The organism is Bdellovibrio sp. ZAP7 (assembly GCF_006874645.1).
Classification (GTDB): Bacteria; Bdellovibrionota; Bdellovibrionia; order Bdellovibrionales; family Bdellovibrionaceae; genus Bdellovibrio.
Genome location: NZ_CP030082.1, coordinates 2980519 through 2994687 on the forward strand (window position 1 = coordinate 2980519; position 14169 = coordinate 2994687).

The window sequence follows — 14169 nt, forward strand, 5'->3', positions numbered from 1 at the left end:
AACCTTCCCGACCTAATATCAGACAATTCTGCGGTGTTCTTTTTTCGCTGCCGATTTCGGAACGGAATCGCAAGCCGGTATCGCATTTGATGCATCAAGTACGCTAAGGGTACAGTCGATACATTGAGCATGGGATCGTTCAACTTTAAAAAAACCATGCTACTTATTGGGATGCTTTGCTTCACGCTCGCAACTTCGTCAGTAGCATTGGCGAGCGCAACCTCCCTGACCTATCAAGGACGAATTCTAACCGCGAGCGGCCAACCCTTTGAATACGCGCACGCAAGTTTCCTTTTTAAGATCACATCTCCCGATGGACAGTGCGTGATTTACCAAGAACAATTTAATGGTGTTGATATGACAAACTCCAACGGTATCTTTGATGTACCGATTGGAACTGGCAGCGTTCAATATATATCTAGTCCTGCATCGACCGTCATAGACATCTTTAATAACTCCAGCAGCTATCAATGCGGAACCTGCAGCCCCAGTGCTGGCAATACATATACTTGCTCTCCTTCCATGGCAGCCCCTTATGTCGCAACTCCGGCTGATGGTCGCTTACTGCGTGTGGCATTCTATGATGGTTCCGGTTGGAATGCGGTCACTCCTGACAACAAGATCAGAGCCGTCCCTTACGCGGGCTATTCTTTCACTGCATATAAATTAGGCTCTCACGTCGCGAACGACTTTATGCTAAAAGCCGATGTCCCAGGAGCCTGTGGTACCGCAGGAAATTTTCTGACATGGGATGGAGCTCAATCCAAATTTGCTTGTTCAACACTTGCGAGTGCTGGTGCTGGAACTATAACCGGGGTCACTGCTGGCACAGGGCTCACAGGAGGTGGAACCTCCGGAAATGTGACGGTGTCATTGAATAACACCGGCGTCACAGCGAGCTCCTATGGTTCTGCGACTCAAGTTCCCGTAGTGACGGTGGATGCCCAAGGTCGTATTACCAGTGTTACAAACACGACAATCTCCGGTATTGCTCCAAGTGGCACCGCCGGAGGGGACCTGACCGGGAGCTATCCAAATCCAACAATCGCAAACAATGCTGTGACCAGCGCCAAGATTGCTGATGGCAGCATCACTTCTGCAGATATGAATTTCACCGGCACAAATACAGCCACATCGGGCCTCGTTGTTAAAGACTCCGTCGGTAATTTTGCTGAATTCGCCTGTTCGACTGTGGGCCACACAGCAACGTGGACTTCTGTGGGATGGGGCTGCCAAGCACCTTCCACAACGGATACTACCAAGTTGCCACTTGCGGGTGGCACGATGAACGGCACCATAGACATGAACTCTAACAACATCACAAACATCGGCTTTATGACGATGTCTCCGAATAAGAGTTTGCATGTTTCAAACAACTCTTCTGATCCAAGTTTGGTGGCAGCGGATAAAGGAAAAATCTGGTTTAACTCTACGACGAATGAATTAAAATACTGGAATGGTACTGCCGCCGTGGCGGTAGGATCCACAGGGGCTGCTCTGACAGGTCTCACTGGAGATGTAACAGCAACAGGCCCCGGCTCTGCAGCGGCAACAATTGCGAATAGCGCAGTGACAAATGCAAAGATGGCCAATATGGCAGCCAATACTTTAAAAGGTAATATCACGGGTTCTGCGGCCGCACCGGCGGATATACCGATTGCGAGTCTGCAGGGGACTTCCGGAACGACATTTGCCGCCGGGAATGATTCTCGTATCACGGGCGCCATGCAATCGGGTTCTACGGCAGGTGGTGATCTTACTGGCAATTATCCAAATCCAATAATTGCTTCAGGTGCTGTGACCTCTGCAAAAATTGCGAGCGCTACAATCCTGGGTTCCAACATGGATTTCACGGGAGCTAACAGCGGCACCACTGGAATGGTTTTAAAAGATTCCACCGGGAAGTTCGTGAACTTTACATGTTCCACTGCGGGCGACGTGCCGACGTGGACTGCTTCAGGTTTTTCGTGTCAAACTCCGTCACCACTACTCCCTTCTCTTGCTGATGGCAAAATGTGGGTCGGTGTTACTGGAACTGCAACAGCCGTTACAATGTCCGGAGATGCCACTCTTTCGAATGTGGGTGCATTGACTCTCGCGACTGTTGCTACTGCAGGCACTTACACGAAAGTGACTATCGATGCTAAAGGTCGCGTCACAACGGGCGCTAACTTAGCAGCTGGTGATATCACAACCGCTTTGACTTACACTCCAGTGAATAAAGCTGGTGATGTGATGACTGGTTCTTTGGGTCTTGGTATTTTTACGAATGCCACGGAAGCAACACTGATTACCGGCTGGACTGCTGCTGACAAAGGTAAAACTTGGTTCAATACTTCAACTAATCAAGTAAAATACTGGGATGGTTCTGCGGCACAAGCTTTAGGTGTTTCCGGTGCTGGTTTGACTTCACTAAATGGTGAATCAGGCTCCGCGCAAACTTTCGCAACGCCAGGTACTTCGGGAACGACCCCCGCATGGTCTTCAGCTTCCAATGCTCACACATTGAATATCCCAATGGCTTCTGCTGCGGGCGTGACCGCAGGTCTAATCAGTAAAACTGATTATGATTCTTTCGCGGGTAAGCAAGCGGCTGGGAATTATGTCACTGCACTAACCGGTGATGTGACGGCATCTGGTCCGGGCTCTGCTGCTGCAACGATCTCTGCCAATTCAGTAACCAGCTCTAAAATCGCTGACGGTACTGTTGTTGGCGCAGATATGGACTTTACAGGTGTCAACGCTGGCACTGCGAATTTAGTTATTAAAGATTCATCTGGTAAGTTTGCAAACTTCGGTTGTTCTACAGCTGGTCACGTAGCCACTTGGTCTGTAACAGGTTGGTCGTGTGCGGCCCCCACTCCCCTGATACCTTCACTGGGTGATGGTAAAATGTGGGTTGGTGATAACGCCAATGCAGCGACCGCAGTTACGATGAGTGGTGATGCGACACTTTCAAATGCAGGTGCATTGACACTGGCGAACGTGGTTTCTGCAGGCACTTATACGAAAGTAACTGTCGATACAAAAGGTCGCGTAACGACGGGTGCAAACTTGACTGCTGGTGATATCACAACAGCTTTGACTTACACTCCGGTAAATAAAGCGGGCGACGTGATGACAGGATCTTTGGGTCTTGGAAATTACAACGACGCTGGAGAAGGGACCCTAACCACTGGCTGGGGCGCTTCTGATAAAGGTAAAACTTGGTTCAATACGACTTCGAATGTTGTTAAGTACTGGGATGGCTCCGGCATTAAAGTTGTCGGCGCAGTTGGCGCGGCCGTTGTATCTTTGAATGGATTATCAACGACGACACAAACATTCGCAACACCTGGCACTTCAGGGACGGCTCCAGCGTGGTCATCTTCAGGTTCAGCACATACTTTGAATATTCCAATGGCTTCTGCATCAAGTGTGACTGCGGGTCTTTTGAGTAAAACAGATTACGATGCTTTCGCTGCCAAACAAGCTGCGGGCAACTACGTGACTGCGCTGACTGGTGATGTAACGGCTGCGGGTCCGGGCTCTGTTGCTGCAACTATTGCGGCAAATGCTGTAACGAGCTCTAAAATTGCGGATGGTACGATCAACTCTGCTGATATGGACTTCACCGGTGCTAACGCAGCCACAACTGGAATGGTTTTGAAAGATTCCACAGGTAAGTTCATGAACTTTACGTGCTCCACGGCCGGCGATGTACCGACCTGGACTGCTTCAGGATTTGCGTGCCAAGCTCCGACTCCTCTTTTACCGACACTTGCTGATGGTAAAATTTGGGTAGGTGTTGCTGGGACTGCTACTGCAGCAACTATGTCTGGAGATGCAACGATTTCAAACGCCGGCGCCTTAACTTTGGCGAACGTTGTTTCTGCTGGCACATATACGAAAGTAACTGTGGATACAAAAGGTCGCGTAACTACAGGCGCAAACTTAGCTGCCGGTGATATCACAACAGCTTTGACTTATACACCAGTGAATAAAGCCGGTGATGTTATGACGGGCTCATTGGGTCTTGGCAATTACAATGATGCTGGTGAAGGGACCCTAACCACTGGCTGGGGCGCTTCTGATAAAGGTAAAACTTGGTTCAATACGACTTCGAATGTTGTTAAGTACTGGGATGGCTCTGGCATTAAAGTTGTCGGCGCTGTGGGCGGCGCTGTTGTATCTTTGAACGGTTTAGCCACGACGACTCAAACATTCGCAACTCCCGGCACCACTGGAACTGCTCCGACTTGGTCTTCTGCGGGCTCGGCTCATACCTTGAATATTCCGATGGCTTCTGCCGCAAGTGTTACGGCGGGTCTTTTAAGTAAAACAGATTACGATGCCTTCGCCGCTAAACAAGCGGCTGGGAATTACATAACAGCCCTTACTGGCGATGTGACTGCTGCAGGTCCTGGTTCTACTGCGGCAACCATCGCGAATAGTGCTGTCACGAACGCAAAAATGGCGAACATGGCGGCAAATACTTTGAAAGGTAATATCACAGGTTCCGCGGCGACTCCGACCGACGTCACAATTGCAAGTCTTCAGGGAACAACTGCGACGACCTTCGCTGCTGGAAATGACTCTCGGATCACAGGCGCCATGCAATCCGGCGCCACCGCAGGGGGTGATCTAACTGGAACATATCCAAATCCTACAATCACCTCTGCCGCAGTAACGACTGGAAAAATCGCGTCAGGAACTATCTTGGGTTCAAACATGAATTTCACGGGAGTGAATGCCGCAACTACAAATATGGTTCTAAAGGATTCGACAGGAAAATTCTTCGACTTCGGTTGCAGTACCGCAGGCCACGTTGCTACTTGGACTGTTTCCGGATGGGCTTGTCAGGTTGTCAGCCTTACTCCTTCTGGCTTTGGCTCCCAAACACAAAATACATTCCTTGCCGCTCCAAATGGTTCAGCGGGCAATCCCACATTTAGAACAATTGCCTCTGCGGATCTGCCGATTACGGGGGCAACCGGTGTTTATGTAAATGGTGGTAATTCTTTTGGGTCGGCCGCAACACTTGGTACTAACGATGCCAACTCTCTTTCTTTAGAAACGAACAATACCACGCAGCTTTTTATTAGCGCTACAGGTTCTGTGGGTGTTGGGACTGTATCCCCGACTGCCAAACTTCATATAAGCACTTCGCTTACAGGAAACTCCGGACAACTTTACACCAATTTCTTTTACGCAACCGCCGATCCGACGGCAGCCTCCTCGGCCACTTATTATGGAAGTCAGGGGACTGTTGCAAATTACAACAGCAATACAAGATTGAATGGTGCTACTTTAACGGGTGTTGCAGGATTGGTTGAACAAGGTGGAACTGGCATAGTTGGAAATGCAAATGCTATCGAAGCCCTGGTCAGCAAATTCGCATCGGGTAATATGACATCGGTCAATGGCGTATACTCCCACCTGAATAGTTCAACTTCTGGCACGACTGATACGTTCCGCGGGCTTTATGTCAGCACGAATATTTCTGGCACAAGCACGTTGACGAATGGTTATGGGGTTTACCTGGATTCAATGGGTGGCACGACAAATAGTTACGGTATTTATCAAAACGGCGCTAGTGATCGCAACTACTTTGCAGGACGTGTGGGTATTAATACCGCATCCCCAAGTGCCAACGCAAAACTTGAAGTTACAGGCACCATCGTCAGCACTCCGACCTCTGTGGCTGGAGCATCAGTGAATCTTGCAACATCAAATACAATAACTCTTACGGCTGTGGGAGGATCTGCAATTACGCTCTCGAACATGGTTCATGGTGGCAACTATACGTTGCTTGTAAGCGATACCACTTCCCGAACATATACTTTCACTGGTTGCAACACGAGCAAATTTAGACCGGCAAATGCCGCGACTACCGCCAGCACTGGCACGATGTACAATATTATTACGATTTATAACGGATCAACATACGATTGCTGGATTACGTGGGGAAGCGGATATCAATAATTATTGGCCTACTTCTTCAGTGAAATGCTCGATGAACTTACGCGCAGCCAAACTTAATTGACGACCTTTTTTAATCGCCAACCACAAGTTGAATTCATGAGGATGCTCGACCGGAACTTCGAAAAGATCCCCGTTCGCAATTTCCTTTTCAACCATGGAACGAGTCAAATATGCCAAGCCTTCGCCAGCCAGACAAAAACGCTTTTGCGCTTCTTGACTGTTGGTTTCCAAACCAATCTGAGGAGCTTCGCCAAACAGTTCCATGATCACACGCTTAGGACGTGTTTCCAGTAGCGCCCCGATCGAGCAGAGATAGCCGTAGTTTTCCAAAACTTTACGCAAAGTTTTCTCGTTATTCGAAGACTTACATTCTTTCCACAGTTGCGGTTTACAAACTAAAGACATGAATTCAGATGTCAGACGACGATACTCGATATTGGGAATCGCAACCTTTGCAAATAACAGAGCAAATTCATTTTCAGTGTGAATCAAAGAATCAATAATATCATCAGGAGGACCTGACATGATACTTGGAATGACTTTAGGGTACTTACGACGAAACGTGTGCAAGGGTTCAACCAAATAATCATTGATCACGTTGTCAGTAGCTGCGAAACGCAAAGGACCTTCGCACTTTTCCTGAACCTCACGACACAGGTTTTCAATCGCCTTTTCAGTACGAAAAAGTTCTTCGCACAGATGGAAGACTTGATGACCTTTGGCGGTTAGCTCCACGCCACTTTTAGAGCGATCGAATAAAACCACGCCTTCTTGCTCTTCGAGCAAAGAAACAGAACGGCTCAAAGCACTTTGACTGATGTTCAGTCGTGCTGCTGCTTCGGAAAACTTTCCAGATTTAGCCACTTCAAAGAAGGCGCGAAGATAATTCAGTTCCACCGAAGAACGTCCTTTTTAAATATCTCAAATGTAGATACTAAAATGGTATCATTCGAATTTGTGAATCCAAAGACTATTTCGCGTTTACTATAAGTTATCCAGCCATAACTAAAAGGCACAACGGTAGAACTGATGACCAAAAAAGTCATCATGGCAGAAAAGCCTTGTTTTTATGAAGATAACTTTCCACTGCACTATTGTATCCAGCTTCAGTGAAGGATGCATTGAAAATTCTGAGTGCTTCTTTGCCGTTGGGTGAATTTTTGAATGCCACTCCATACTGATAGACTTGCAAGGGCTTGGGGTTGAACTGCAACTTCTTTTTGATTCCCTTCAACTGTTCGTTCGTTTGCATAAGCCTGTTAAAAACAGCGCTATCAATAAATACTAAATCCAAACGGCCTTTGGCTAACTTTAAAAGATTCAGCTCATCACTGGCCGCTTCTTCGATGTCGAGAGCTTTCTCTTTTTGAAGCGGCCACAATACGGCCGCTAAATCATACCCAACGACATTGCCGATACGGTATTTCTTAAGGTCGGAAACGTCTCTCCAAATCACAGGACGATCGGCTCTTTCCGCCACCCCCCAGGTACTGACGTGCACTGTTCGCGATAATATAAAATTCTTCTGAATATTCTCAGACACAGCCGGAAAATAGCCGTCGACATCAGCACGTTCTGCCGCCTGCTTTTTGGCGCGGATTACCGGAGCAAAGGAGACTTTAAGATTGTATCCTTCTTTACGATAAAGTTCCTTAAACGCTGCCACAGCAGCACCACCATCAGGAAGACTTTCCTTGGCGAAAGGAGGAAGCTCAAACGTCATAAGCAGAACTTCTTTGGGAGAATTTGCAGCCACAGCAAAACTGGATCCGAAAATTAAATTGGAGATAATAATCCAGGAAAACAATCCCACCTCGTTCCGACATATTGATGCTGAATCAGATTAAGGGACGCTCCCCTGGGGAAGCAACCGACGAGCTAGAATGACAATCCGATCTGGACCGTCCCCACTAGCAAGGCAATGAAATTAAATTGCTGGCAGTTTATTTTTCGCTTTCGACAACATAACCTGCGTCGAAATAAACGTTTTTATCCATCGTCACTTCTGCATACTTCTTGTCGTGAATTTTCGAAACTTGAGCAAAGCCAACGCGGTCTTTGGTGCAAACAGAAAATCTGCCACCTTTGCATTCTTCACGAAACACCGCCAGACGCTGTCCAAGTTTAACTGCGGCTTTGGATTCTTCCAAATTCACTTGCGCAGTGGATTCATTGAGCTTCATCGTCACATCACCATGAACGGCTTTTTTATAAGAACAGAATGCAGAAACAGAAATGAACATCATCGCCACGAACGTAAACGCCGCCACCATATTGAAAACCCCCACAGTTTTTTCTTAAATTTACTGCACGGCTGCGCAGTGGGCAACTAAGACCCAAACTACGCTCCCAGAATATGCTCTGCGTTTTTTACTCTACGTAGTCCTTAAGAAGAGTCTCAAGCAAATCCATAAAAACTAGGACACGCTTGGCGACGTTTCTTCGGTGAGGATAGATGATAGAAACTGGCATGGGTTCCGCTCGTAGCTTGGGAAGGATTTCTTCAAGTTTGTTTTTACTTAAGTAGTCCCCCTTTCCTGTCGAGGGAGCTTGAATAATCCCTAAGCCAGCCAAGCAAGCGGCCGTGTATGAATCCACGTTATTCACGGCGATTTTTGATTTCATCGGCAGTGTTCGATACTTTTCGCCGTCAAAATATTCGAAGCCATCGGGCTTTCCACCCCAGGTTTGTACATAGTGAATTAAAAAATGATTCTGCAGGTCTTCAAGTTTGCGCGGACGACCGTACTTTTCCAAGTAAGCACTGCTCGCATAATTGGTGATCGTGAATTTTCCAATGGGACGAGCAATTAGGCCTGAGTCCGTCAAATTTCCCACACGGACGACACAATCAAAACCCTCACGTACCAAATCCACGCGGCGATCGGAGCAGCTGAGTTCAATTTGAATATCAGGATATTTTTTAAGGAATTCAGGTAATCGCGGAATCACCACATTGCGAGCCATAACCGCTCCCATATCCACACGAATTCTTCCCTTCACTTGCGAGGAGTCTGTGCGAAACATACTTTCGACTTCATCGACGTCGGATAGCAGATCTCGACAACGTTCAAAGAACGTCATCCCATCCTGAGTCAGTTGGACTTTTCGCGTCGTTCGATGAAAGAGTCTTGCCCCCAGACTGTTTTCAAGTTGTTGGACAGCATTCGAAACTGTCGCTTTCGGCAGGCTTAAATGCTCCGAAGCACCGGTAAAACTGCCTAATTCAGCCACTTTCATGAAGATCTGCATATTTTCGATACGATCCATAGGCCCCTCTGGGATTGTTCGTAAATCTTGAACAGTGTTTTTAATAATAGCCTATTTATTCGGTTTTATGAACAGGCTAAATTAGAGGCATCACAAGGAGTTCTAAAATGAAAATCGCACTCATCACCGGCGGCAGCCGCGGACTTGGTAAAAGCTCAGCTCTTCATATGGCAGACAAAGGGATCGGCGTCATCCTGACTTACAACAGCCAGAAAGAGGACGCCGATAAAGTTGTTTCTGAAATCGAAAAGAAAGGTGGCAAAGCCGCCGCTCTTCAATTGGATGTGGGCAACTCTAAAAACTTCGCAGCTTTTTCAGGTGCGATCAAAGATCTACTAAAAACAAAGTTCTCGGCGGATCATTTTGATTATTTAGTGAACAATGCCGGAACTGGCGCCTACGTCGCTTTCACAGAAATGACCGAAGAAACTTTCGATCAACTTTCTAATATTCACTTTAAAGGTCCCTACTTCCTGACCCAAAAACTTTTACCGCTGATGAATGATGGCGGACGCATCGTCAATGTCTCCAGTGGCCTGGCTCGCTTCTCGGTTCCGGGCTCCTCTGCTTACGGTGCTATGAAAGGAGCCGTGGAAACCTGGACTCGATATTTAGCAAAAGAATTAGGCCCTCGCCGAATCACAGCCAATGTTGTTGCCCCTGGACCGATCGCCACAGACTTCGGCGGAGGACGTGTGCGCGACAATAAAGAGATGAACGCCATGCTGTCATCACAAACAGCTTTGGGTCGCGTCGGCGAAGCGGATGATATCGGCAAACTTGTCGCAAGCCTGGTTCAAGACGACATGGGCTGGGTGAACGCACAAAGAATCGAAGCCTCCGGCGGCATCTTTATTTAGCCAAAAAAAATCCCAGGTGTTTGGCACCTGGGATTTTAGTGTTTGGAATCTTAAAAGACTATTTGATGTCGTTCAAAGCTACAGAAACCATCGTCGATACACCACGCTCTTGCATAGTTACGCCGTAAAGTTTCTTAGCAACTTCCATCGTGTGCTTGTTATGGGTAACAACGATGATTTGAGAGCGTTTTGCCATCTCGCGAACCAAGTCGTTGAAACGGAATACGTTGGCGTCATCAAGTGGCGCATCAACCTCATCCAGCAAGCAGTATGGTGATGGTTTCACCAGGAAGATCGAGAATACTAGAGCTACCGCAGTCAAAGCTTTCTCACCACCGGACATCAAAGACACGTTTTGTGTTTTCTTGCCTGGAGGGCGAGCGATGATTTCGATACCCGCTTCATTTTTCTCAGTTTCTTCAACCAGCTCCAACCACGCTTCACCACCACCGAATAGGACTGGGAATACACGAGTGAAACGCTCATTAACCAAGTCAAAGGTCTCTTTGAAACGTTTAGAACAGATTCTGTTGATACGATCGATAACTTTACGAAGTTGCTCTTTCGCTTCTGTCAAATCTGCATGTTGTTTCGTCAGGAACTCATAACGAGTGGCTGTTTCTTCGTACTCTTCGATTGCTGACAAGTTCACTTCGCCGATTTTCGCCAATTTCTCGCGAAGATCTTTCAATTGAGCATCAGCTTCCATGAAGTCGCCTTCTTTATTAATGTATTTTTCAATAACATCAGGAAGGTTCAACATGTAACGTTCACGGATTGAATCCACCAAGTACTGCTCTTTCATTTTAGCTTGTTCAAGCTTCAATTGAGAGTCGTTCATTTTGTGTTGTCTTTCGTTGCGAAGACGTTGAGAAGCACTTGCTTCCTCTTCGATCGCGCGGATTGTCTCAGACATCACTTCGTATTCGTCCTTCGTGCGAGCCGCTTGAAGTTTCAATTGCTCAACTTCATCCAAAAGACGTTCAAATTCGATTTTCTTTTCTTCCAAAGTCACTTGGCTCTCAGTCATTTGAGAGTTGTAGCCTTCAGCCTCTTCACTCATACGAGCGAGTTGAGCATCAAGGTCCGACAAAGATTTGGAAACCATCTCAAGCTGTCTCAAAACACCGGTGTATTCCTGAGTTTTAGAAGCCGATCTTACTTGAAGATCAGTTACTTCCGCTTGCAGACCGTCAAAGCCCAGGCGAACTGAGTTCAATTCTGAGTTCAAAGCTTCTACTTCGCCTTCAAGAAGAACTTTCTTCTCGCGAGCTTCGATCAAAGCCTCGTTCAACTCTTCCATTTTTTGCTCTTGAACCTCTAACTGTTCAGACAATTTTTTGACTTCGCGTTCTTGGCGTTCAACCGCAGCTTGCGCGTTTTGAACTTCGTTCTCGGCGCGTTCAAGGTCTTTTCTGAATTCAGTAACTTTGATTTCTTGGTCAATTTTGCGTTTTTGAGCGCCTTCGAAATCGTTCAATACGTTCGCCAATTGCTCTTCAACTTTTTTAAGAGCCATTTGCGCCAATTGAAGTTTGCCGGCGTATTCGTCTTTTTTCTCAGACAATTCTTTGATCTCACGGCGACGTTTAAGCATTCCAGAATCCGCAGATTCAGAGGAACCACCTGTCAAAACACCGTCAGCAGTCAAAGTGTCACCATCAAGAGTAACAAATGTCCAGCCCGTGTAAGTCGCACGAAGATTCAAAGCCGTACGGATAGAATCAACGATCGCTACACCGTCCAACATATAAGTAACAGCGTTTTTGAACTTATCCGCCGCCTGCACCACATCTTTCAAGATAGCTTGAACGCCTTCTTGACCAATTGGAGATTCAGAACGGTTGAAAGCCACATTTTGATCGCTTGCGGACATGAAGCTGGAACGACCGGATTTTTGTTCCTTCAAATGAGAAACAGCGTCTACGGCGATGTTCGCATCAGAAGACAAAAGCATTTGCAGGCGCGAGCCCAATGCCGCTTCCATTGCCACTTCATACTCAGCCGGAACTTCAACAACTTCAGAAACCGGTTGGAAGTGAGTAACCACTGAACCATCAGCCATCAACTCTTGGGAGCGAGTTTTTTGCCACAACATCACTTGTTTCACACCTTCTTGGAAACCCTCGAAGTTGTTTTGCAAGTTTTCAAGACCGTACAAACGAGAAGCCACTTCATTCAAAGAGTCTTTGAATGATTCCACTTCCAATTTTTTCTCGGCCGCTGACTCGGTCAGGATCTTTTTATTAGCTTCGAAAGAATCAACGTCAGAAGCCAAGTCCAATTGCATTTGGCGTTCTTTATCAAGATCGTTCGTCACTTTTTTGCGACGGCTTTCGAACTCAACCTGTTTTTCACGAAGTTCGTTCAAAACTTGTTGTTCGTTATCCTGGCGCTCGCTCAAATCAGCGATCTGTGCTGACAAAGAGTTCACACGCGCATCCAATGAAGACTCCGACTGACCCACTGCGAACAATTCGCGGCGTTTCGTCGTCAAATCTTCATCAACAGTCCCAATACGGGAGTTGAAGTTTTGGAAGATGTCATTTTTTTCGTTAAAAGTCGCAGTCAGTGTTTCCGCTTCTTCTTTAAGCTCTGTTACTTGAGCTTCCAAAGTCGCTTTGTCACGAGCTAGCAATTCCTGACGAGCTTGTTGCTCTTGCAGGATTGTCCCAGTCATTTGTTCATTACGACGGGCTTGTTCGATTTCGAAACGAAGTTCTTGAATCTCCATCTCTTTCTTTTGAACAGTGCCTTGTTTGTCGAAGTAAACAGTCTGGTGCTCTTCAGCCATTTTCTCTTTTTCAAGGATTTGCAGTTTCAAAACTTCCAATTGACCTTGAAGAGTCGAAAGATTGGCGTCGCCTTCGATTTCCATGCTTTGCGCTTCATTGAAGATTGCTTGAGCTTCCTCAGCCGCGCGAGCCAACTCCACGTATTGAGCTGTAGAAATCCACAAATCCAAATCTTCGATTTGGTTTTTGATGTTGCGGTAACGTTCTGCACGTTGTGCTTGTCTTTGCAAAGAATCGATTTGACGTTTCAACTCGCCCACGATGTCTTGCAAACGAAGCAAGTTTTGATCTGTTTGAATCAATTTACGTTGAGATTCTTTTTTACGAGCTTTGAACTTCGTGATACCCGCAGCTTCTTCGATAAGCATACGACGGTCTTCCGGTTTCGAAGTGATGATCTTACCGATCATACCTTGAGCGATGATAGAGAAACCTTTAGAGCCCGCACCCGTATCCATGAAGATCTCTTGCAAGTCCTTCAAACGAGCTGGTTCTTTATTGATGAAGTACTCACCCTCACCGTTTCTGTGAAGACGACGAGTCACCATGATCTCAGAGTGTTTGATGTATTTAACTGGGAATGCGCCGCCATCATTTTCAAGCGTCAATGACACTTCACACATACCTAGGGGCGCGTAGCCTTCAGCACCACCGAAGATAACGTCAGTCATTTGCGATGCACGAAGATCTTTCGCAGACTGGTCACCCATAACCCACATTAGGGCATCTACGATATTGGATTTACCGCAACCATTTGGTCCAACGATACCTGTAATACCAGAATCGAAATGGATCACCGTGCGATCTTTGAACGATTTAAAACCAATGAGTTCAATCTTTTTAATTCTCAAGGTATATTCCCCTCTTGAGTCACATGAGTTACTCAAAATATACAAGCCCAAGGTCTAGCTAGGTTGTTGGCAAATCAGCTTATTCGAGGCGAGAGGGAGGAAGCTGTACATTGTACTGCAACGACCGATCAACGAAGAAGAAGGTGATTTGCCAACAACCTAGACCAAAGGCCATTTAACTCTCCAGTCTGGAGAGACCTATGTCAACTGTGGCTTGCCAAAAGAATTATAAACGCTGAAAAGTTAAGCAGAAATATCGCGAGTCCTTTAACGAAAAAGCGCTCCGCATTATATGCGCAGCGCTAAATTTCTGCTTTTGATTTATTTTTGATGAGGCTTCAGAGGCATTTTACGCCTCTTTGATTCCCGGAGTTTTATGATCTGCGCATCAGGAGGCATCTATGCAATACAAAAAATCTGAAATTTATC

7 protein-coding genes are annotated in these 14169 nt (G+C 46.6%); 2 read left to right on the top strand and 5 right to left on the bottom strand.

Annotated elements, in window-relative coordinates:
• Nucleotides 1–129 precede the first annotated feature (129 nt).
• Nucleotides 130–5964, top strand: coding sequence for a hypothetical protein (locus tag DOM22_RS14375; RefSeq protein ID WP_142701045.1), 5835 nt, complete (start codon nt 130–132; stop codon nt 5962–5964).
• Here DOM22_RS14375 and DOM22_RS14380 read toward each other — a convergent pair whose 3' ends face one another.
• The 4 genes from DOM22_RS14380 to DOM22_RS14395 form a co-directional block, all read right to left on the bottom strand.
• Nucleotides 5965–6861, bottom strand: coding sequence for a LysR family transcriptional regulator (locus DOM22_RS14380; RefSeq protein WP_142701046.1), 897 nt, complete (start codon nt 6859–6861; stop codon nt 5965–5967). It lies immediately after the preceding gene.
• 148 nt (nt 6862–7009) lie between these two features.
• Nucleotides 7010–7687, bottom strand: a complete 678-nt coding sequence (locus DOM22_RS14385; RefSeq protein WP_168196666.1) for an ABC transporter substrate-binding protein — start codon at nt 7685–7687, stop codon at nt 7010–7012.
• A 220-nt stretch (nt 7688–7907) separates the two neighbouring features.
• Complete coding sequence (locus tag DOM22_RS14390; protein ID WP_168196667.1) at nt 7908–8237, bottom strand: hypothetical protein; 330 nt, start codon at nt 8235–8237, stop codon at nt 7908–7910.
• A gap of 97 nt (nt 8238–8334) precedes the next feature.
• Nucleotides 8335–9234: a LysR family transcriptional regulator gene (locus tag DOM22_RS14395; RefSeq protein WP_142701049.1), complete on the bottom strand. Its 900-nt coding sequence runs from the start codon at nt 9232–9234 to the stop codon at nt 8335–8337.
• Between the two features lie 107 nt (nt 9235–9341).
• Between DOM22_RS14395 and DOM22_RS14400 the strand changes: the two genes are divergently transcribed.
• Nucleotides 9342–10094, top strand: a complete 753-nt coding sequence (locus tag DOM22_RS14400; RefSeq protein WP_142701050.1) for an SDR family oxidoreductase — start codon at nt 9342–9344, stop codon at nt 10092–10094.
• Between the two features lie 58 nt (nt 10095–10152).
• On the opposite strand, the gene smc is transcribed toward DOM22_RS14400, so the two are convergent.
• A complete protein-coding gene (gene smc, locus DOM22_RS14405) occupies nt 10153–13740 on the bottom strand; it encodes a chromosome segregation protein SMC (RefSeq protein WP_142701051.1) in 3588 nt (1195 codons plus the stop codon).
• Nucleotides 13741–14169: the final 429 nt, after the last annotated feature.